General features: G+C 62.8%; 16 protein-coding genes. All 16 read right to left on the bottom strand.

Annotated features, from left to right (window positions below):
• Window positions 1-230: 230 nt before the first annotated feature.
• A complete protein-coding gene (locus SGN16_RS13495) occupies window positions 231-1,028 on the bottom strand; it encodes a transglutaminase family protein (RefSeq protein WP_335944681.1) in 798 nt (265 codons plus the stop codon).
• On the bottom strand, window positions 1,025-1,975 hold the full coding sequence (locus SGN16_RS13490) for an alpha-E domain-containing protein (RefSeq protein WP_003201699.1): 951 nt from the start codon (window positions 1,973-1,975) through the stop codon (window positions 1,025-1,027). The genes SGN16_RS13495 and SGN16_RS13490 overlap by 4 nt, the downstream gene beginning before the upstream one ends.
• A gap of 3 nt (window positions 1,976-1,978) precedes the next feature.
• On the bottom strand, window positions 1,979-3,388 hold the full coding sequence (locus SGN16_RS13485) for a circularly permuted type 2 ATP-grasp protein (protein ID WP_210644786.1): 1,410 nt from the start codon (window positions 3,386-3,388) through the stop codon (window positions 1,979-1,981).
• A 487-nt stretch (window positions 3,389-3,875) separates the two neighbouring features.
• On the bottom strand, window positions 3,876-4,958 hold the full coding sequence (locus tag SGN16_RS13480; protein ID WP_335944680.1) for a glucuronyl hydrolase: 1,083 nt from the start codon (window positions 4,956-4,958) through the stop codon (window positions 3,876-3,878).
• The gene (locus SGN16_RS13475) at window positions 4,955-6,160 is read right to left on the bottom strand and encodes an MFS transporter (protein ID WP_335944679.1); all 1,206 of its coding nucleotides are present in this window, start codon (window positions 6,158-6,160) and stop codon (window positions 4,955-4,957) included. Before SGN16_RS13475 ends, SGN16_RS13480 begins: the two co-directional genes overlap by 4 nt.
• Window positions 6,157-7,377: an acyl-CoA dehydrogenase gene (locus SGN16_RS13470; RefSeq protein ID WP_335944678.1), complete on the bottom strand. Its 1,221-nt coding sequence runs from the start codon at window positions 7,375-7,377 to the stop codon at window positions 6,157-6,159. The genes SGN16_RS13475 and SGN16_RS13470 overlap by 4 nt, the downstream gene beginning before the upstream one ends.
• Complete coding sequence (locus SGN16_RS13465) at window positions 7,371-9,020, bottom strand: class I adenylate-forming enzyme family protein (RefSeq protein ID WP_335944677.1); 1,650 nt, start codon at window positions 9,018-9,020, stop codon at window positions 7,371-7,373. The genes SGN16_RS13470 and SGN16_RS13465 overlap by 7 nt, the downstream gene beginning before the upstream one ends.
• Window positions 9,017-10,870 (bottom strand): CoA transferase, encoded by a 1,854-nt coding sequence (locus SGN16_RS13460; RefSeq protein WP_335944676.1) that lies wholly within the window; start codon window positions 10,868-10,870, stop codon window positions 9,017-9,019. The genes SGN16_RS13465 and SGN16_RS13460 overlap by 4 nt, the downstream gene beginning before the upstream one ends.
• An 84-nt stretch (window positions 10,871-10,954) precedes the next feature.
• Window positions 10,955-11,227 (bottom strand): MoaD/ThiS family protein, encoded by a 273-nt coding sequence (locus SGN16_RS13455; protein ID WP_335944675.1) that lies wholly within the window; start codon window positions 11,225-11,227, stop codon window positions 10,955-10,957.
• 71 nt (window positions 11,228-11,298) lie between these two features.
• Window positions 11,299-11,706 (bottom strand): M67 family metallopeptidase, encoded by a 408-nt coding sequence (locus tag SGN16_RS13450; protein WP_335944674.1) that lies wholly within the window; start codon window positions 11,704-11,706, stop codon window positions 11,299-11,301.
• Window positions 11,707-11,727: 21 nt separating this feature from the next.
• Window positions 11,728-12,900 carry a molybdopterin-synthase adenylyltransferase MoeB gene (gene moeB, locus SGN16_RS13445; RefSeq protein ID WP_335944673.1) on the bottom strand — a complete coding sequence of 391 codons (1,173 nt, stop codon included), beginning with the start codon at window positions 12,898-12,900 and terminating at the stop codon, window positions 11,728-11,730.
• A gap of 207 nt (window positions 12,901-13,107) precedes the next feature.
• Window positions 13,108-15,630, bottom strand: coding sequence for an aminotransferase class III-fold pyridoxal phosphate-dependent enzyme (locus tag SGN16_RS13440; RefSeq protein WP_335944672.1), 2,523 nt, complete (start codon window positions 15,628-15,630; stop codon window positions 13,108-13,110).
• Between the two features lie 23 nt (window positions 15,631-15,653).
• Window positions 15,654-18,068 (bottom strand): decarboxylase, encoded by a 2,415-nt coding sequence (locus SGN16_RS13435; RefSeq protein WP_335944671.1) that lies wholly within the window; start codon window positions 18,066-18,068, stop codon window positions 15,654-15,656.
• Between the two features lie 20 nt (window positions 18,069-18,088).
• On the bottom strand, window positions 18,089-19,372 hold the full coding sequence (locus tag SGN16_RS13430; RefSeq protein WP_335944670.1) for an MFS transporter: 1,284 nt from the start codon (window positions 19,370-19,372) through the stop codon (window positions 18,089-18,091).
• Window positions 19,369-20,409 carry a methyltransferase gene (locus SGN16_RS13425; RefSeq protein WP_210645253.1) on the bottom strand — a complete coding sequence of 347 codons (1,041 nt, stop codon included), beginning with the start codon at window positions 20,407-20,409 and terminating at the stop codon, window positions 19,369-19,371. Before SGN16_RS13425 ends, SGN16_RS13430 begins: the two co-directional genes overlap by 4 nt.
• A 10-nt stretch (window positions 20,410-20,419) precedes the next feature.
• A complete protein-coding gene (locus SGN16_RS13420) occupies window positions 20,420-22,408 on the bottom strand; it encodes a TonB-dependent receptor (RefSeq protein ID WP_335944669.1) in 1,989 nt (662 codons plus the stop codon).
• Window positions 22,409-22,559 lie beyond the last annotated feature (151 nt).

The raw sequence follows: 22,559 nt of genomic DNA, 5'->3' as shown, positions 1-22,559 counted from the left end.
CACAGGGGTTCTCGGGCGTTCATCCATTTGATGTTCACCACAAATACCCTGTGGGAGCGAGCTTGCTCGCGATGGCGGTGGGTCAGTTGGCGGGGATGTTGGATGGGCTGCCGTCATCGCGAGCAAGCTCGCTCCCACATGGGGTTCTCGGGTGTTCACCGATTCGATGTTCACCACAAGTACCCTGTGGGAGCGAGCCTGCTCGCGATGAGGTCTTCAGGTTTACTGGGCTACTGGTGCTGCACCTGCACCATCGAACTCACCTGCACCCTTGCCAACATCTGCTCCGCCCCACCACCTCGGCGCATGCCGCGTACCGGGCAGGCGTCGAGGTAGTCCAGGCCGATCGCCAGTTTCAGGTGGCGGTCAGGTCGGGTCAGGCGGTTGGTCACGTCGAAGCTGTACCAGCCGTCGTCCAGCCAGGCTTCGGCCCAGGCGTGGCTTGCCAGGTGGCTTTCATCTTCGGTGCACAGATAACCGGAGACGTAGCGGGCCGGGATACCCAGGCTGCGCGCGCAGGCCAGGAACGCATGGGTATGGTCCTGGCACACCCCGCTACCGCCGGCAAACGCCTCGGCTGCGGTACTGCTGACCGCCGTCGTGCCCGGGCTGTAGGGCATCCGGGCAGCCAGGCCGTTCATCAAGTCGGTCAGCGCCGCACGATCGCGCCGTGCTCCACATTGCTCCACGGCAAAAGCGCCGAGCGCGTCATCGGCCTGGGTCAGACGGCTGGTGCGCAGGAACGGCAACGGCGATTGAGTGTCCGTCTCCCTCTCCACCGTCTGATCGATTTCCACCTGACCATAAGCCGTCAGCACCAAGGCGCCGTGGGGTTCGTCCATGGTCATCACATGCAGGATGTTGCCGTATGGGTCGATCTGGCTGCGCACCAGTCGCGGCAGCTCCAAGTGCCACTCAAGGATGCGCTGGCGCTGGCTGTCCTTGGGGGTCAGGCGCAGAAACTGAATGCTGGTGCAGACTTCATCGGCATAGCTGTAGGTGGTGTCGTGGCGTATGGACAGTTTCATACGACCTCCAGATAAGACTCATGAACGGTCTGGCCCAAGTGACGGATCTGGCCAATGAGGTCGGTCAACCATTGGTGCAGGCCCGAGGCGAGGATCTCGTCGATCCCGGAATAGCGCAGGCGCGCATTCAGCTCGGCGGCCAGACGCTGCGCCGGCCTGCCGTTATTGCCCGGCAGGCTGGCGAGGATATGGTCCAGCTCCTCGATACAGGCATGCAGCGAGCGCGGCACATCGGCGCGCAGCAGCAACATCTCCGAAACCTGCTCGGCATTGGGCGCATTACGGTAGATTTCGTTGAACGCCTCGAACGAAGACAACGCCCGCAGCAAGGCACTCCACTGGTAATAGCCACGCGCCGAATTGTCGCTGACCTCCTCCGACTCCTCGCCGAACATTTCGTAGCGTGCATCCAGCAGGCGCAAGGTGTTGTCCGCCCGTTCGATAAAGGTCCCCAGGCGAATGAAACAGTAGGCATCGTTGCGCATGATGGTGCCCGACGTCGCACCTCGGAACAGGTGCGAGCGCTCCTTGACCCATTCACAGAAATGGCTGATGCCGTAGCGGCCCAAGCCGTTGCTGGCGATGTTGCGCATTTCCAGCCAAGTGGCGTTGATGTTTTCCCACATGTCGGCGGTGATACGCCCGCGCACCGCATGGGCATTGGTCCGGGCGGCCCGCAGGCAGCTATAGATACTGCCCGGGTTGGTTTCATCCAGTGCAAAGAAATGCAGCATGCGCTCAGTGTTCAGCGCGTCATAACGCGCGTTGTAATCGTCCAGCGTACCAGCCGCCAGCAGCGACATCGCCAGCTCGGCATGCCCATCGCTGCGCCCGGCCTGGGGCATCAGCGACAGCGAGTAACTGACTTCGAGCATGCGCGCCAGGTTCTCGGCGCGCTCCAGATAGCGGGACATCCAATAGAGGTCAGAAGCGGTTCTTGAAAGCATGTCTTAGTCCTCCACGACCCAAGTGTCTTTAGTGCCGCCGCCCTGGGACGAATTCACTACCAGCGAGCCTTCGCGCAGTGCCACCCGGGTCAGCCCGCCAGGCACCAGGCGGGTTTCCTTGCCCGACAGCACGAACGGACGCAGGTCAATGTGGCGCGGGGCGATACCGCTCTCGACAAAGGTCGGGCACGTGGACAGGCTCAAGGTCGGCTGGGCGATGTAGGCTTCGGGGCGGGCCTTGAGGCGTGCGCGGAAGTCTTCGATTTCCGCCGCCGTGGCCGCAGGGCCGACCAGCATGCCGTAGCCGCCGGAGCCTTGGGTTTCCTTGACCACCAGATCGGGCAGGTTGGCCAGCACATGGGACAGGTCCTGGGGTTTGCGGCACTGCCAGGTGGGCACGTTCTTCAGGATCGGCTCTTCGGTGAGGTAGAAGCGGATCATCTCGTCGACGTAGGGGTAAATCGACTTGTCATCGGCCACGCCCGTGCCGACCGCGTTCGCCAGTACCACATTGCCCGCACGGTAAACGGCGATCAGCCCTGGAACACCCAGCATGGAATCGGGGTTGAACGACAGCGGGTCGAGAAAGGCATCGTCAAGACGGCGATAAATCACGTCCACCTGCCGGGGGCCGGCGGTGGTGCGCATGTAGACGTGGTCGTCACGCACGAACAGGTCGGCGCCCTCCACCAGCTCCACGCCCATTTCACGGGCCAGGAACGCGTGCTCGAAATAGGCGCTGTTGAAGCGGCCCGGGGTCAGCACCACAGCAGTGGGATTATCCAGCGGGCTTGAGCTTTTCAGGGTATCGAGCAGCAGGTTCGGGTAGTGGTCGATGGGGGCCACGCGCTGCGCGGCGAAGAGCTCGGGGAACAGGCGCATCATCATCTTGCGGTCTTCGAGCATGTAGCTCACACCGCTGGGTGTACGCAGGTTGTCTTCCAACACGTAGTAACTGCCGTCACCGTCGCGAACCAGGTCGACACCAGCGATGTGGGCGTAAATGCCCCGGTGCAGGTTCAGGCCCTGCATCGCGATCTGATAACCCTCGTTGGCGAGCACCTGCTCGGGGGGAATGATGCCTTCCTTGAGGATGTGCTGCCCATGATAGATGTCGGCCAGGAACATGTTCAGCGCCTGGACCCGTTGAATGCAGCCCCGTTCGACCATCTGCCATTCACTGGCCTTGATGCTGCGAGGAATGATGTCGAAGGGAATCAACCGTTCGGTGCCCTGCTCGTCCCCGTAGAGGGTGAAGGTGATACCGGCTCGGTGAAACAGCAGGTCGGCTTCGCGCCGGCGTTGTTCAAGCAGTTCAAGCGGCGTATCCGCCAACCAGCGTGAGAAGGCTTGGTAATGCGGGCGGCAGTCACCCTTCGCGTCATACATTTCATTAAAAAAAGCGTGGGGCATAGCCAACTCCCAGCCGCGTTCTACACGGCATTTCTTATCACTTCGTCATTCCAATGGTCCGGCCTTGCTTGGTTTTAATGAGCCCTGTTTCTCTGAACACCTCGATAGCACCGGTCTCTGTCTGGCCTTTGCGTCTGGATGACGTGCGCCCCCTTGATTAAATCTGCGTGGCGAAATGACTCCTATCCTGAATTCAACGCTCTGATGGCATCGCTGTTGAGCCGTAGCAAAGGCTGTGCCTAAGCGCAGCGCATCAAGACAGCGCTAGAAAAATCAGCGCAAATTTACTTAAAAGCGAAATTTATTTTCATTCATGCGACAAAACATCTTGGGAAAGCTGAAACGTTTATTTCAGCTTTCCCAAGAGTGCCCCGGAACGGGTCGAATAGGTGCAAAAAGGCAGGTAACAGGGATTGAGTGCCCTGAAAGGGGGAAATTTTTACTCACTGCTTGATGCAGGGACTTGGTGCCTGCGCAGATGGACCTCTTAGATAACGCCAGGATCCAGCTCACCGGTCCAGGCCAGCAATGCCGCCAGCAGGAAAAAACTGCCACAGGCCGACTCAACTTTCTGCTCCCCTGCGGCCGAAACCCGGTAGCAATGGCCGACGAAACGGCCCTCGTGAAAATCGCCACTGCGAATGATCGTCGCCAGTTGCGCACCGGCCTGCTGGTGCAATACCTCGCCGTCGGGTACCTGTGTCGCCAGCCCTTGCAGGGCCAGCGACGCCATCGCCGCCGCACAGGGATCGTCCGGGCCCCGGGGTTCGGACAGGCGATTGAGTGGTGCCGCCAGGCCCCGACTGCGCAACCAGTACTCGCAGGCCCGCTCGGCGTCCTGGCGGTAAGGTGCGCCGTACAACCGAGCACCGACACTCAGGCCAAGCAGTGCCCAGGCCTGGCCTCGCGACCAATTGCCCGGCCTGTCGCCGGCACGCCACTGACCATTTTCATGGCACGCCAGACTGCTCCAGGCCCCGCCGTCACCGGCACAGGCGCGAAAAGAGGCCTGCAGTTGCTGCCGGCCAAGACTCAACAACCGGGGGTCGGCCCGGCGCGCGAACAATTGCAGCGTGGCGGCCAGCGGGTCGATGCTCAGACGCAGATCGCCCTCCTCACCGCCTCCCATGTCCCGCCCCAGTGCAATGCAACCGAGCAGCGGATCGAAGGCCCGAGCCAGTTGTTGTGCCGCCTGTTCCGCCAGTTCATTGGCCCTATGGTCATCAAGCAAGCAACTGCCCAGCCCGGCGCCGTAATGAAAGATCAGACTGCGATGGTGCGTGGCGCTCTCGAGTTTGTCCCGCAGCCGTTCGGTAATCAGCCGCGCCTGCAGTCGATCGCCCTGAAAAGCGCTGCGATGGGCGCGCAACCACCACAATCCGGACCAGAAGCCGCCCAGCCAGGAGCCGCCAGCTGACACCTTCCAATGACTGTCAGCCCCCGTGCAATACAATGGAAAACCTTCGGCGCAGGAAGCCTGGATTTGATCCATGCGCCTGAGGATCGCCGCAATGGCGCGATACGCCTCATCGAGCCGCAGCGGCTCTTGCCACGCCTGGACGACGTTCATTTGACCGCCCTCAACCCGGTGACGGCCGGCGCTTTGTGGCGTCGTCGCAAGCAAATCAGCAGCAAGCTCGACAGACCGCCGACTACGAGTACCCCGATCAACAGCAGCCACGCATCGGCGAACCCCCACGGCCCGCGCTGGAGCACGCCGAACAACGGCGGCCCCACGGCGAACCCGCCAAAAAAGCCCACCGACAGCAGCCCCGCAGCCGACGCCGGGCTGCCAAACCCTGGATCGCGCAGCACCATGCTCATGGCGATAGCATTGGTCGCCACAGCCGTCAGGCCCATGCCCAAGGCGCCCGCCCACAGCGGCCAATGACGCAGGGGCAAGGCCAGCGAAGTCAGCCACAACGCCACGCCTGACAACAGCAGCAGCACCAACAGCAACCAGGACTCATCGGCCATCCGCGCGCCCATCGGGGTAAGCACGACGCGGGCAGCGATGCCCATCACACCGAAACCGGCGATCAAAGCGCCGATCGATTGCGCGGTCATGCCTTGCTGAGCGGCAAAGACCCCGAGAAACGTCACGAACGACGACAGCACGATGCCTACACACAGTTGCACGCTCATCAGCAGCGCCAGGCGAACATTGGGTCGATTCACAGCAAACCCCAAGGATTTGCCCGATGGCCCGTGAGCTGCCACCCGCGGCCCCAACAGCGCCAGGAGCAACGCCGGCACCAACAGCGTGGCCAAGGCAGCGCGCCAGCCCAGGCTCAGAGCCAGGCTGGGCAACAACAGGCCGGCAAACAAGGCCGAGACCTGCACTCCGGACTGTTTCAAGCCGACCACCGCAGCCTTGTGCCGGGGCTCGACGCGTTCGGCGATCAACAGATTAGTCGCCGGATTGGCCAGCGCCTGGGCGATCCCGCAGGCCGCCAGCGCCAATACCACCCCGATAAACCCCGGCAAGCTCGCCAGTAACCCGTACGCCGCCACCGTGCTCCAGAACAGCAATGCCAGGGCACGGCGAGTGCCGAGACGATTGACCAACGGACCGGCCCACAGTGACAACACGGCGGCAAAACCGAACGCGCTGGTGATCAGCCAGCCCAGCCAATGGGTCGGCACACCGAGGTCCGCCACCATCAGCGGCCCGAGGGTGCCGACTGCGTAGAAAATCAGCATCGGCAAAGCCATCGCTGCGGTCAGCACCAGCCGTAGCCATACGCCCCGTGAGGGATTGTCGTCGCTCATCGGTCTGCTCCCACCATCACGGACGGCCAATCGAAGTCCAGTCCCGCGTCACCACAACTGTCGAGCAATTGCCGGCCCACCGCGCTCACCAGCGCATCGTCGGTGCCGTCGAGGATATGGGTGGTGCGCGCCGTGCGATAAATCCCCGACAACGGCGACAGTTCGCTCAGGCCTTCGGCGCCCATGATCTGGATCGCCGAGTCCGCGGCCTCGCTCAAGGCCTGGGAAGCGGCGACCTTGGCGATATTCACCTCGATGCTGTTGGCAACGCCGGCGTCGTATTTGTCGGCGGCGTCGTGAAGCAGTGCGCTGGCGCTGGCAATGCCCTGGTAAACCCGGAACACCCGCTGGCGAACCAGTTGTTTGTCCGCCAGCCGCGCCTGCGCGCCGCGGGCCGAATGGATGCGGGCGCACATCAGGTCGAAGCAGCGTTGCGCTAGTCCCAGCCAATGCACCGAACGCAGGATGCGCCCCAGCGCCAGGCGCTCTTGCATCAATGCCAGGCCCTGCCCTACCTCACCCAGCACATGGCTGGCGGGGACTTGAACCTGATCGAACGAAAGCTCTCCTTGCCCGGAAAAACGCCCGAGAATCGACAAAGGTCGCTCCACGCGAAAGCCTGGCAAGTCGGTGGGCACCAACAGCATCGATAAACCATTCTCCAGCGGCCCTGGCGCGGTGCGGGCAATCACCGTGATCAATGCCGCCCGCTCGGCACGGCAGATGAACCACTTGCGCCCGCTCAACCGCCAGTGGCCGTCAACCAGTTCAGCGTGGCTGCTCAGGGTCGCCGGGATCGATCCGATGCTGTCCGGCTCGGACATGCCGTAACTGGAGACCATCGTCCCCGCCGCCAATGGAGCGAGAAAGCGCTGGCGGACTTCCTCGCCGGCATGGCGGCTCAACATGTGCAAATCCAACGTGGCGTCGTCGCCGAAGATCGCCGGCGCGTACTCGGACCGGCCCTCCTGCTCGGCCACCCGCAGATAAGCTCGCAGGCTGGCCATCCGACCGCCCAAGGCCTGGGGGTAGAAGCTGCCCCACAACCCGGCGGCCCGGGCCTGGGCACTCAGCTCGGCGATGCGCCGGGCGGCTTGTCGGGGTTCAGCCGCCAGTTCGGCCTCCACCGGGATGATGCGTTCATCGACAAAACGCCGCACCTGGCACGCCAGCTCAGCAGCCTCCTGAGCGCTGCCGACTTTCATTGCCCTCAACATGCGATACCCGCCCCGCTCTCCAGGAACGCCACTTCAGCGGCCAGGGACTTCTTGTCGACCTTGCCTGCCGGCGTCAGCGGCAGTTGCTTATAGAATCGCAGGTACTCGGGCAGCTTATTGACTTCCAACCCTTGCTCGCGCAAGTAGTCGGTCAACTCACTCAAGCTGAAACGCGGCGCGCCCTCGCGCAGGGTCACGCAAATGCACACGCGCTGGCCCAGGTCCGGATCTGGCACGGCCACGCAGGCGACACTGACCACATCGGGATGACCGGTCGCCAGGGTTTCGATCTGCACCGGGCTGATGTTGGCGCCGCCACGGATAATGATGTCCTTCTTGCGTCCGGCCAGAATCAGATAACCGTCGGCATCGATGTAGCCAAGGTCGCCGGTCTTGACCCAGCCCTCGGCATCTCGATACTGCGCATCGAGTTCCGGGGCGTTGACGTATTGCATCGGGCTCAGGGGCCCCCGCGCACGGATTTCACCGACGCTGCCCTGGGGCAGTTCCTGGTCCTGCTCGTCGAAAATCTTGATGGCGCACACCGCCGGGTTCGGTCGGCCGACACTGTAGAACACCACCTCCAGCGCATCGTCCAGCGTGTTGTGACAGTTCACCCCGTCCGCCGAGCCGTACAGGCTGATGAAGCCACAGCCAAAGGCCTCGACGCAGCGGCGCACCGTGACTTCGTCAATCAGCGAGCCGCCGCAGATCAACCCCAGCAGGCTGGATTTGTCGACCTCGGCCAGGCGTGCATCGGCAGCGATGCGCTGAAGCATCGTGGGTACCCCGAGGATGTGGGTCGGGCGCAGCAGTTCAATCGCCTCGATGGCCGCTGCTACATCGAATTGCGGCAGGACGGCAATCGACCCACCCAGCCACGACAGGCTGCCAAAGGTGGCGGTTGAACCGAACGATGAACCCAGTGGCACCAGGTACAGCCCACGGAACGTGGCGCCCTCGGGATGGATGCGTTGCAGGAAGCGCCCGCGCCCGCCCACCAGGGCATTGTGGGAATAGGCCACCAGTTTGGGTTCCGACTCGGTGCCGGAAGACACCAGCAGGCGTACCGGTGAATTGGGGCAAACCTCGGGCAACTGCGCCTCTTCAAGCGGCTCGGCCTCGAGCATGTCCTGCAGGCTCAGCCAGCCATCCCGGGCACGGCCTTCGACGATCAGCACCCTAAGTGACAACAAGGTCGGGCGCAGTGCCTCAACAACTTGGCATAAATCGATGCCTGCATACTCGGCCGGGACGATGACTGCCCGGGCATCGCAGCGCCGGACCAGTGCCTGAATGTCCAGGCTGCCACGCCCTGGCGGAAACGGCGCAACCACGGCGCCCAGCGCCGCAGCGGCCAGATCGATGGCGCAGCAACGCCAGCTGTTGGTCAGCTGATAGGCCACCACGTCGCCGGGCATGATCCCGGCGGCGCGCAGGCCGGCGGCCATGCGCAAGGCATAGTCATGCAACTGGCCATAGCTCAGGGTGCCTTCGGGCGAGAGCACGGCGGGTTTTTCCGGCTCACGCTCGGCGTGCTCGCGGAACAGTTGATAGACCGAACGGTTGGGGTAGGTTCCGTCACGTTCCCAGACACTGCGAACCTCAACGGGAACAAGATCAATGATGCCTGCGTTATTCATCGAAAACTCCAGTGAGCGTTGACCGAGGTATAGGCATTTAGGCTTAAGCACGGCTTCAATCGCCTGTCTTGCGCCAGCTGCGACAGGTCTTCTACGACCACGCAGGCTGGTATGGCGGCGCTGTCCAGCAGCTGTTGCCAGGCCGCGGCCGCTTGCGACGACAGGGCGTTGCCCAGCAATGCGTCCAACCTCTGCGGGCTGGTTTGCGGGTCCAAGGCGAGGATTCGGTTCAGTTGTTCAAGTTGCGCCGGGGTCTGGCAATCGATCGCCAGTAACCCGGACTGGGTCGGGTACACCCCCTTGAGCAGGCTGGCCTGGGGCTGATCCGCGTCCTGCAGTGATTGGGCGCACAATAAATTGGCCGCCCCGAGCAAGGAGCTGTCGACGCGCACTGACTGGCCGCTGAGGGCACGATGGACCAGGGCAGCGGTCACCCCTTGGGCGGCGACCACACCGCCCAGCACATCGAGCACGGTGAACAGCGAACCACCCGGGGTGCCCGAGGCCTGGCCGATCTGTTCGCCGACACCGGACCATGCCTGGACAACAAAGTCGGTACCCGGCAAGGGTTCACCCGGGCGGTCATGGCCCCAGCCACCGGCATAGGCATACACCAGGCCCGGGTTGATCCGTGCCAGGTCGGCGCGGTCCAGCGCCAGCTCCGCCGCCTTGCCCGGCGCCCAGTTGTGCAGGAACACGTCAGCATGACGGACCCGCTCGTAGAGTTCTTCACGACCGGCGGCTGACTTGATATCGAGTTCGCGTACCTGCTTGAGGCGATTGAGGGCATCGAAGCGCACCGACACACCGTCGACGCACGGCGGCATGGCCCGCAGCGGATCGCCACCGGGCAATTCGATGCGCAACACCTCGGCCCCCAGCATCGCCAGTAAATGACCGGCCAACGGTCCCTGGATCCGGCGACAGGACTCAATCACCGTCAGACCGCTCAAGGGCAATTCGTCCGACGCCAACGCGGGCAATGCCCGGTCATTGGCAGCACTACAGTCGAATGCCCAAGGGCCTTGTTTCAATTGCCCGGGCAAATCTTCGTCGGCACGCCGCTCGGCGAGGCTGCGCAGCGGGCACACAGCCATGCCGTTCAACGCGCACAAGGCACTGATGCGGGCCATGGACAGCCGCGCCAAGGCCTGGCGAAACACCGTTGGCATCGGCGCAACGGCCTTGGCGTAACGCAACAGGAAGGCCTTCCAGCCCTGCCCGGCCTGTTCGGCGTCGATGCCCACCGCAGCCCAGAAACGTCGCCAAGGCTCGGCGTCGAGGGTTTCCAGTTCGAAATGCACACCGTCAGCGGAGACGAAGGGGGGACGATTCTTCGAACAGGTCGTGCCGGGGAGCAGCCGTTCGGCCTCCTCAGAGGCAGTGGCACCGGCCAGGTATTGACCAACACCGAGCACCCCGGCGGCGCCCAGGGAACTGCTGACGTGACTGAAACGACCGCCACGCAACTGGCCCAGGGCGGCGGCCAGCGCCCCCTGGAGGGCCAGGCTGGCGCTCAGGGTCGAGACATAATCGAGCCCCAGCCCCTGGGCCTTGCCGCTGGCCCGGCCATGCACCGACATCAATCCGCAGGCAGCCTGCACGGTGTGTTCGGTGACACCGCGGGCGCTGCCATCGGGCCAGCCGTGAATCATCCCTTCGATGGGCGAAAGGTCCGGATGATGAAAGGAAAACCCCAACCCGCAAGCCAGGGGATCGCCATGGGACGGACGGTGCTCCAGGCCCAGCGCCGTCGCCTGGTAGCGCAGTGACGCGGACAGCGCGGCAAAGCCGGCGGGCACCTGTTCAACACAGCCAGAAAGGCTGCAACCCTGTAGAAGACGCGACATAAGACATATACCAGCAGGTTTCCATACCGCCACGTGCGGGCCTTTGGTGAGGTACCGCGCGCAGCACCGGGTCAGCGTCAGGTCTCAGCCGCCGGCTACGGCGGGAAGGATGGTGAGGCTGTCGCCGGCCTTGAGCGCGGTGGCGAGGTTGTCGACAAAACGGATGTCGTCATCGTTGACGTAGATGTTTACGAAGCGATGCACCTGACCATCGCCGATCAGCCGCTCCTTGACCCCCGGATACTGTTCTTCCATATATTCGATCGCTTCAAGAACGGTCTGCCCCTGAACTTCGACACGCTTTTTATCTTGGGTGAAAGTACGCAACAAAGTTGGCACCGTGACAAAAATCGACATGCAAAACTCCCTGAGCTTTAAACAGCCCTTTGATCATTGATTATTTAATTTAGTGGTATCGCTTATAACTTTCAGCGCACCACGCAAATACGCTCTTCGGTCACTTTATTATTGATGATTCGAAAACTTCGAACACACTCGTCAACCGTCTGCAGTGTTGAAACAATAACGTAATGCGCCGAAGCATCACCGGCATAACGCACATCCTCGGCGCTCGGATAAGCGACACTGGCGGTATGTGAGTGATAGATCACCCGGCACTCCTCGTCTCGCTCGTCCAGCGCCCGCCAGACTGCCAATTGCTGCCTGGGATCGAAACTGAAGAACGTCGACGAACGCGCGGCATTATCCATCGGCACCAGTCGTTCGGCGGTACGAACGCCTACCGGTGCGGCGACGATGCCGCAGGTTTCCAGCGGATGATCCCGCCGCGCCTGCTCCAGGATGGCTTCCAGCAGACCGACACGAATACTCAACATCCTCGGTCCTCATCTTCCGGTTCAGTAGGCCGGCAACGCTGGCTCGATATCCCTGACCCAGGCCAGCACGCCACCATCAAGATTGCGTACATTGCTGAAGCCTCGTTGCTGAAGCTCGAGCAATACGGCTTTCGAGCGCGCGCCAGTCTTGCAGTGCAGGACCAGGTTGGCGTGCTTGCCGAACCGGGTTTCGATCAGTTCTGCGGTCTTAGGCCCCTTGGGCATGTGCTGGGCGCCGTGGATCCGTACGATGTCCCATTCGGCGCGGTCACGCACATCGATCAACAACACCTCCTGGCCGCTTTCGCGCAATGCCTGCAATTGCTTGGCGCTGATCGAGGGAATGGCCACGTCCTGCACGCCTTGGGGCGCGTTCAGGCCGCAAAAGGCCTGGTAATCACTCAGGGCCGTGATGGGCTGGCGTCCCGGGGAGCGGCGCAGCGGCATCTGCCGGTAGGACATGTCCAGCGCGTCGTACACCATCAAGCGTCCCAGCAGGCTATCGCCGATGCCCGTGATCAGCTTGATCGCCTCCGTGGCCATGATTGCGCCGATGGACGCACACAAAATGCCCAGCACCCCGCCCTCGGAACAGGATGGCGCCAGTTCTGGCGGAGGCGGTTCGGGATACAGGTCACGGTAGTTGAGGCCGACACCGCCCGGTGCGTCTTCCCAGAACACCGAGGCCTGGCCCTCGAAACGGAAAATCGACCCCCAGACGTAGGGTTTGCCGGCCAACACACAGGCATCGTTGACCAGGTAGCGGGTGGCGAAATTGTCAGTGCCATCGAGGATAAGGTCGTACTGGCTGAACAACTGCACGGCGGTTTCCGGTTCCAGGCGCTGTTCGTGGCGCTCGACTTTGACATAGGGGTTCAGCGCCTTGATGGCCTCAGCGGCACTGTCGACCTTCAACTGGCCCACCGTGGCCACCCGATGGATCACCTGGCGCTGCAGGTTGGACTCGTCCACCCGGTCAAAGTCGATGATGCCCAGGGTCCCGATTCCGGCCGCCGCCAAGTAAAGCAACGCCGGCGAACCCAGGCCTCCGGCACCGATGACTAATACCCTGCTGCTCTTTAGACGACACTGCCCTTCCAGACCCACATCAGGAATCAACAAGTGTCGGCTATAACGGGTTATTTCTTCGTTACTTAGAATAGAAACAGCAGCGACAAGCGGAGGAAGTTTCATGTTTAATACCTGTTACTGAATGTAAGCAATTCTCATGCAGGCCCTTTGATTAATCAATTCAAAGGGCTTTGAATTTCATATGCGCAAGGTCCGTTTTCGTATGCATTTAGAACAATCACTATGCGATAAGCACTTGTCGACAGCATGGATAGACTGGGTGACCGCTACAGATAGACAAAAGCCCTCTTGCGAGGGCTTTCGCAGGCATCAGGCGAGGAAGGTCGACATGTCCTCGCACACGGCGCTGAAGGCTTCGACAAAATGCTGCGCTTCGGCGTCATTGAGCACCAGCGGTGGCTGGATGCGCATAACCCGGTTGTTGTTGGCCGTGACGAAGGTCAGCACGCCGTGCTCCCGGGATAATTTGCTGACGAAACGCAACACGAACATCTCCTCGAAGTTTTTCTCCACCTCACAGATGGCCTCCTCGATATGCCGCTTGGCCTTGCCGGAGAGCATGCGATAGGTGCCCGCCGCGTTACCCGGAATGCGGCTGGCGAACTCACGGACGAAGGCCTCGACGCCGCCTTTGAAGCTGTATTCGAACTCGATGGCGATCATCAACCCGACACCGCGCACTTCACGAATGAACGGGTATGGCTTGACCGCTTCAGCCAGCGCCTGCTTGAGCTGCCCCCCCACCCGGGCGGCGTTGCCGGCCAAGTCTTGCGCGGTAATCACCTCAAGCGTCGCCAGGGCCGAAGCCGAGGCAAAGTTGCCGCCACCGAAGGTCGAGGTGTGCAAGGCAAAGGTATCGATGCTGCCATAGGCGCGGTCCCACAAGGCCGCGCTGGAGAGCGTCGCGCCAATCGGCACCGCACCACCGGACAACGACTTGGACAGCACCAGGATATCCGGCACCACCGCTTCCCACTCACAAGCGAACAGCTTGCCGGTGCGACCCAGGCCGGTCTGGATTTCATCGACAATCAACAGGCAATCGTAGGCGTTGCAAAGCGTACGAACCTGCTTCAGGTAGCCCTGCGGCGGCACGATCACCCCGCCCTCGCCCTGGATCGGCTCGAGAATGAAGGCGCCGACATCCCCCTGGCGCAAGGCACTTTCCAGCGCCGCCAGATCGCCAAAAGGGATCGAATCGCAACGCGCCAACAGCGGCTTGAAAGGCTCGCGGTGCTTGTCTCGGCCGGTGACCGACAGCGCCCCGAGGGTCTTGCCGTGATAGCCGTTGTCGCAATACAGAATTCGAGGTCGCTGCATGGCCGCCATCGCCAACTTCAATGCCGCCTCGATCGCCTCGGTGCCCGAATTGCTGAAAAACACCCGCTCCAGGTTTCCCGGCGCCAGCTCACTCAGGCGTTGGGCCAGCAGGCTGGTCTGCAAGGGCACCGACACGTACTGGACGAACGTGGGGTATTGCTGTTGCAGATAGACCTGTAGTGCCTGGCTGATATGCGGATGATTGTGCCCGGTATTGAGGCAGCCGTAGCCGGCGACGAAGTCCAGGTAGCGGCCACCGTCCAGATCCGTCAGCCAGCAACCACTGCCGTGGGTGAACACCCGTTCGATGTGGTTGAACTGGTAGAACTCCCTCAGCACCGGGTTGATGTGCTGGTCGAAACAACGCAAGGCTTCGGCCCGCAGCGCAGCCGGTTGATCAGCGGATTGCTCGAGGGCGGTGGAGACTTTCGTGGTCCGATGGAAGCGCCGCAGGGCCTGGAAATCTGCGTCAGCCAGGCGCTCGCCATAAGAAGCCATGGGCGATGGCGAGAAACCATGCAGTTCAGCGATGCGGCCAATTTCCAGTACCCGCTCCTCGGGTAATTCACGCCCGATGGAGAATGCTTCGGCACGCCCCTCCAGCGCGAGCACCAGGGTTTCCGCCAGGCAGCCATTGAGAAATTTTTTCGGCGCCAACCCCAGGGTTTCAGTGCCGAAACGCAGGTCGGCGCTCGCCGACACCAGGCCACCGTCGATGATCAGGATGTCCTGGCGGTCGTGATGAAACGGCAGCACATCTCGGGGTAGCGCGGCATCCACCACCACGGAGCCCGGCGCGAGCCGGTAGGGGTCGATCACCCCGCCACTGGACGTCGCCGCGACGTAAAAACGCACCGAGTCGTAGCAACTGTCGATATCCGTCGTCAATTGCACCTGGCCGTGGAACTGCGCCGGCAGCCAGGCCAGGCTGTCACGGCCCTGCTCCGCGCTGCCCCGGTGGACCAGGCGCAGGCGGCAACCGTCGCGGGCCAAGAGCTTGGCGATGACCAGGGCAATCGAACCGGGGTAACCGACCACCGCCACTTCACTGTCGGCCGGCGCTACCTCCAGCCGGGTCATGGCCTCCAGCACGTTCTTGTAGGCGGCGTAGGCAGTCAACGAGTTCCCGGTGGTGACCGGTACGCCACTGCGGTCCAGGGTCTGCAACCCGCGGTTGCCGACAATCGCGGTAAAGCCACCCAGACCTACCAGTTGCGCGCCCTGCTCCTGCAGGCTGTGTACGCCTTCGAGTACCCGTGCGGCAATGGTTCGCGGCTGGCTGAGCATTTGCTCGGCGGTCAGTGGCAGGTAATGCAAGATACCCTCGCACACCGCGCCGCTGGCACTGACGATGCGCCCGAAGTCGGCGAACGGCACCAGGTTGCGCGACTTCCAGAGCTGGGCCTGATACCCGAGGTCCTGCTCGGCGAGCGTGCGGTCCAACAGGTCGATGATCTTCACCTGGCGTTGCAGGGCAATGGAGGTCGGGTGGGCGATGAAGCCGAATTTCATGGAGGTGTGTCCTTGGCGAGAGTTCATTGACGGTTCCAGGCGGTTTCGGAGACCAGGCTCAAGCCGTCGCCCTCCGAGTTATGGGCCAGCAATACGTCGAAGATGTTCAGTTGTCCGGGTTGCGTCAGGGCTTGGCGCAGGGCGGTTTCATCGAAGTTGACCAGGCGTTCGCGGTGCACTTGGATGGCCCCGATCCGCTCCAGCGGCGCCGCCATTGCCCCGGCGCTGGTCACGGCAACTTGCTGGGCGCCGTTGTGGGCATAGCGTTTGTCGAGGTACGTCTGAATCAGCGACAACACGCCGTTGGTGAGGTAGAAAAGACTGACGTTGCGCTGGCTCGCGCACGGGTCCTGGGCCAGTCCTTGCGCCAGGCGTGCCTCGATATCCGGCACCAGGGCCCGCGCGCCGTCGCCGATGAAAGCCAGGACATTGCCCTCGGCGGTCATGGCGATATAAGGCAAGGCCATCAGTGCATCGCCCATCAGCGCCCGCCCATACCATCCGGAAAACCCGGGGTCGGTGCGTGGCACATTACGCACCGCAGAAATACCGCAACGGCCGACATCGTAGACGCCGATATAGCGATACCCCTGGTGCTCGATCAGCTCGCGCACCAGGTGACCGAGCCGATGAAAAAAGTAGTTGGCGGTCATGGGCAGGGTTTCAATGTGATCCGCCGCCACGGCTTCGCTGCGCTGTGCCATCTCCCGAAGCTTGGCGCGGCGCAACGCAAGTACCTGGGGTTCGACCTGCATACCGCGCTCGATATGCCCCAGGAACTCATCCAGCGGCACATCCAGCGCCAGGTCGGTGAACGGCGAAAGGTGCCGGGGCTCACGATTGACCTGCACCACGCGCAATTGGCGCTTGAGCTTACCTTCGGAAAATGGCGTGGCGGCCTGGTCGACCTTGCCCTTGAGAAAGAACACACAGTGGTCCTGGGCGCCGTTCAACTCATGCTCGCAATGCATGAACTGGTACACCCGTCGGCTGAACCCATAGAGGGACAGTGGCCCCAGGTATTCGGGCACCGCCCGGCCCTCATGGTAGGGGCCGACACTGCCAGGTTGGGTGATGCTGTCCGCCAGGCCGATGGCGCCGCGCTCGGCCAGGGCGTGCACCCGACGACGCTGCTCGGCACTGAGCTTGCCGCATTGCCATAACAGGTGCACCGGCTCGCGATTGATCAGATCCAGGGCCTGGTCCAGCGCGCTCGCCTGCCGCGCGTCGGGACGCCAGGCCGGAGCTGGCAGGAGCTCGGGCAGGCGCACGTCCAGCGGCACCTGGGGCCGGGATTCGAGCACCCCCTGAGTGGCCAGGATAAACACCGGCTCGGGCCGTTCGGCGAGCATGGCGAAGGCCTCTTCCAGGCGCGGGCCTATTTCCTCGACCTTACGGATGAAGACCTGGCGCAGGCCCCGGGCCTCGATGACCCTACAGCCGTCGTTGTCCAGGTCGTGGGTACCCTGGAAGGCAAACCAGACGTTCTCTGGGCTGTCGGCACAGACAATCAACCCCGGGGCCCCCAGCCGCTTGAGGTTGGCCAGGGTGCCACGAAACTCATCGATCATGCCCGACGTCACGGCAATCACGTAGGCCCGACCAAACAGTTGCCAGCCGGCCATGGCGCTGACCGCCAGGCTGTGCTCGTTGCAACCACCCAGGCAACGCACGCCAGTGCCGGCAACGTTCTGCTGCATCGACTGGATCAGCCCCGCCACCATCGACCCGGTGTAGGCATGAAAGTCCCAGCGTTGTTGCCAACGGCTGCACATGAACCGGGTAATTTCCGTCGCCAGGCTCACTGACAGCAATGGGCCGCTGATGGAGCGCGCCAGCAGACGGTTGAAGTGCGCGTGCTCCAAGTGATCGAGGAGAATGCGCAGCAGGTCCGCGCGGCGCGCGGCGCGGTCCTGCCCCGCGACCCGCAGATGGCGGTTGCCGCCGACTCGGTTCATCCAGCCCGGCAGGGCCGGCAAGGCGCAATACAGCAGCGCCGAATGGGGTGACAGGCGTGAACCGGGCGCGGCGGCGATCAGCTCATCAAAGGGATCCTCATCCCCCGCCTCGGTTTGCTGACAAAGATCGAGAATGAACAGTTCGTTGGATAACGGCGGGCTTTGTCGGCGCAAACTTTGCCGGGCGGCTTGTGGCGTGTCGAAGGTCAACACCCACAAGTCGGGCAGCGCGGCCGCAGCGGATGGGTTGCCCTGCAAATAGTGCTGGGCCTGAACCATCAGGGTCTCCAGAACAGCTTCGCCGTGGGGCTTGGGACCCAAGGCGCGATGCATCGCCTCGTTGCCTCTGATCGAGGGTGGCCAGTCGCAATTATTTGCCGGTGGCTGCAAGCAGGCCTGCAAATAATCGACGACAAATGCCACATCCTCGATCAGAGGCTGCGTCTGGGTAATCAAACAGATACCTAAGGTTGCCTTCATGGACTCCATTCCTATTGGGTCTAACTTACTTGGGGGGCGGATTTGCCTTTAACCCGGTCAGCTCGCTCCTCGGGGATATAGGCATCCGCCGTGGCCAGGGCAATCGAACGTCGCGCAGTCATCGCCAGTGCACACACACCGAGCGTTGCCAGGCACAGGCCGGCAAGCATTCCCGCCGGGCCACTGCGATCGAGCAGCGCTCCGGCGCCGAGCGGCACCAACAGGCGCGTGAGTACAAAGAGGCTGGCCTGGAGGCCGTAGTCGTCGGCCTGGTGGTCACGGCGGGAGAAAAACATCATCAGGCCGAACATCAGGCTCGATACCGCGCCCATGGCCGTGGCCAATAGATAAGCCGCCACCACCAGCCACGCGGTCGAGGCCTGGAGCCATACCGCGCCAGTCAAGGCCAGCAGCGCCAGCAAGGCCCCGACCATGAACCACGGCGTCACCCAGGCCGGGCCCAGGCGTTGCACCAGCCTGGCGCCCAGAATGCTCGCCAGGACACCGACTACCCCGCCGCCGACGCCGGCAACCCAGGCCACCTGCTGCGCAGGCATCCCCTGGTCCAGCAACATCGGCTTGAGGTAAAGCCACGCCGCGCCGAGAAAGGGAAAACCGCTGAGCAGCAGCCAGATCCAGAGACGCGCGCCGGGCTGCCGGAAAAAACCTGGCCAATCCAACAGTGCCGGCCGGCTTGCCTGAGCCTCGGCAGCATTGCCATCCGCCTCCTGCAGCCGTCCGAGAAACGGCAGGGCCAGCAATAACCCGGCGGCCATCAGCAGAAACGGCGCCTGCCAGCCCCAGCGCTGCTGCACCACCAGCATCACCCCGGCGCCGACAATGGCGGCGAGGAACAGCGCCGCCGAACGGATCCCCCCCGCCCGCAGTCGCTGCGCTTGCGGCAATAGTCGGATGGCCAGGGCGTTTACCGGAATATCGGCCCAGGTCGCCAGCACGCCGGCGGCGAAGGCCAGGCCGAACAGGAACAAGCGGTTAGCGGTAATCGACTGCTGACTGGCCAGCACCAGCAACAGCGCCAACAGCAGGCACAACCCCAGCGCCCAGAGGCGATAGTGCCCCCGGGCACAGCGATACCGTTGTACAGGCACGGCCAAGAGGAATTTGAACACCGCAGGCAGCCCCGTCAGTTGGAACAGCCCGATGTCCGTGCCGGACCAGCCATGTTCGCGCATGACCAGCGGAAGCCCCAGCAACAGGTAGATGCTGGGCACCGCGAGGACGAAATGGAGCCAGCCAAACAGCCATTGCAGACGCCACATGCGAGCGTTTTCCTGGCTTTTCATGAGCCGCTCCGACGCGCCACTTGCACCGCCACCGGCGCGACGGCAAAAGCCACTTCAGGGTAATGGTCGATATCGACGAAACCAGCCTGGGTCAATGCCTCGGCCAGGCCGCCGGCATGGGTGACCTGGCGACCGAGCATCTGCATCGACAGGTAGTAAGGCATGACCCGTCTGGCCAGGTCCGGGTCCAGGGGGACTTCGGCATGGGCGCTGACCAATACGCCGCCAGGACGCAACGCCCCGTGGATTTTCTCCAGGCTCGCGGCCAGGTCCGGGACAAAGTGCAACACCGAGGAACACCAGATCAGGTCATAACCCTCGCCGATGTCATCGCTTGCCAAGTCCCCACCGCGGACCGAGAGACGTTGCTGGAGGCCGGCCTTATGGATATTTTCCGCCGCCACGCTGACGGTCTGGGGAAAATCGAACACCTCGCCGCTCAACATCGGGTTATCCCGGGCCAAGGCAATCGCGACCAGCCCTGGGCCGCCCCCCAGGTCCAGGAATCGGCGGGCATGGGCGAACTCGGGAATCCCTGCCATCAAGCGCAACGCCACCTCCACCGTGACGGCCCGTTGCTCTTGGGCCAGTTGCAAACGCGCAGCGGCCGTCCAGTTCTCGATAGTGGTCGCCACGTTCGGCGCCTGTCCGCTGGGCTGCCCCGCTCGAACCTGATCACCCAACTGCCCACCGAAATGCCGAAGCCCGCGCAGGCGGAACGTCCAGGCATCGCCGCAGTAGTCCGGAGCCTCGGCGCGCAAGTAGTCGTGGGCCACGGCAGCGTTCTGGTAGCGCGGCGGTTGCTGTTGGTCACGCACCAGCAAGGCCATGCTCCACAGCGCTTCCAGCCAGTAACCGGTGTTGACCGGGTCGAGTTGCAACTGCCGGGCAATGGTCTGCGCCGTGACAGGCACTTGCAGCAAGTTGAAGAGCTTCCATTCCAGCGCAATGCGCAGGGCGTCGGCGCGCACGCCGGCCAGGGTCAAGTCCCAGTAGGGTTGCAGGGGATGCGGTGTTGCCAGGTCGATTCCATTCATCATTCGCAGCTCACAGTTCATAGCTCACACGCAGGCCGATTTCCCTTGGCGGGCTGTAGACCCGTGCGGTGCCGTTCAAATAGCCGACGGCGTCGTAACGCTTGTCGGCGGCGTTCTTCACGTAGGCACTGATGCCGTACTGGCCGAAGTCATAACCGGCATTGAGGTTGAGCAAGCCGTAGCCGCCACGACTGTACTGGTTGGCCGAGTCCAGATAGGTCTTGCCAACCACGTCCACGCCCCCCTGGGTCCACCAACCGGCGGGGGCGTCGTAGCGCAGGCTCAGATGGCCAGTGAAGTCTGGGGCGTAGGGGTTGCGATTGCCCTGGTAGTCATTGGTGCCGTCACTGAAACGCTCGAAGCGGGTGCGGTTCAGGCCCACGGAACCGACCAGCGTCCAGTTGTCGGCGAGAAGATATTGGGCTTCGAGATCCATCCCAGTGGAGTGCGCCGATGCCGCGTTGGTGATGTACACCACGCCTGGCTGGAGCATCTGCTGCACTTGCATGTCGCGCACGTCCATCCAGTACAGCGCCGCCGAATAACGCAGGCGCCTGTCGTCCAGCCAGCCCTTGGCGCCGACCTCATAAGTCTTGACCTTCTCCGGGTCATAACCGGGGTAATTGGCGGCGCTGGAGAAGGCATTGAAGCCTCCAGCACGAAAACCTTCGGCATAGCTGGCGTACAGATAAGCATCCGGCTGCCACTCGTATTGCAGCGAGACCTTGGGGGTAAAGCGTTGCCATGCCTGGCTCTGTTGGCTACCGCCTTGGGGATCGATGCGCACTTTGTCCTGTTCGACGCGGGCGCCGAGAGTCAGGGTCCAGCGCTCGGACAAGGGCATCAGCCACTGGCCGAACAACGCCGTGGTGTTGCCACCCAACTGCACATCCGTGCGGGACAGGCCGACGGGCAGTTTCTGCTGGTAAGACAGGTCGTGGTCATCATGGTCGGCATAGACGCCGAGCAGCCACTGGTTCTCGTCCCATTGGCCTTCCAGGCGAAACTCCTGGGACAAGGTATTGAAGTGGTAATCACGGCCTACGTGGAACCGGTCGGCAGGCTGGAAATCGGTGTCTTGGCTTACCCGGTCGTAGAAGTCATTGCGTGCGCTGATCGAGCGCAGCTTCAGGCCCGATTCGAACTCATGCAGCACGTCCAAAGACAGGCTGCGACCGCTGGAGTGGTTCCAGCTCGAGGTGCCGGAGCGCACCTGGCGCCGGGAAGAGTCCGCCAGGCCCCACTGGGCACCAGCGTCACGATAGTCCTGGCGGCTGTAGCGCAGGTTGACGTCCGTGGCCAGGGTCGGCGTCCAGCGCAACACCATGCGAGCACTGTGACGTTCGCGATCATCGGCCCGCCCGCCGCGCCAGTCGTTGTCAATGTAGCCGTCGCGCGCCTGCCATTGCCCGGAAACCCCGGCGTACAGCGTGTCCGGAAGCAGCTCTGTACTGGTATCAACGCCCAGGGTGCGCTCGTCGCGGCTGCCGCCACCGGCGTCGATCCGGGCATAGGGCAGTGCTTCGGGCTGGCGAGTGTGGAGGCTCAATACGCCGGCTTCGGCGTTGCGGCCATACAGGGTCGACTGGGGCCCGCGCAGGATTTCGATGCGCTCCACCCCCAGCAGGTCGTGGTCAAAGCCCTGCCCCATCAGGGTCGGCACGCCGTCGACCAACATCAACATCGAGGAAGAAAACGCCGTAGGGCTGGCAGTCAGGCCGCGCACCACCGGCAGGTTGGTGCCCGACTGGCCAAAAGGTTGGAAGGTAAAACCGGGAGTGGCCCGCGCCAGGTCTTCCAAGTCATTGATACCGCCCTTGCGCAGGTCCTCGCCCGTCAGAACCGACAGACTGGCAGGAACCGCTTCCTGAGGCTGCTCGATCTTGTTCGCCGTTACAGTAACCGCAGCCAGCTCGGTCTGCGCCGCCACATTCACGGCCACGCCCAGGCAGCCGACGCATAACGTATAACCGCGGGCTTTGAATACAGGCTTGACCATCGCACTCCCCATCAATGAATCAGCGACTGCCTCGTTCTTGCGATAGCAGTTGAGATGCAAACATGGTATTGATTAATGCGAATAGTTATCATGTAGTTCATATGGAATCTGGATCAATCCATATGCAAGCCAGAGTCAACCAAGGAGGACA

The sequence above is a fragment of the Pseudomonas sp. G166 genome (assembly GCF_037027455.2).
Lineage (GTDB): Bacteria > Pseudomonadota > Gammaproteobacteria > Pseudomonadales > Pseudomonadaceae > Aquipseudomonas.
Note: the sequence above shows the minus strand (reverse complement) of the source record. Positions and strands in the feature narration are given on the sequence as shown.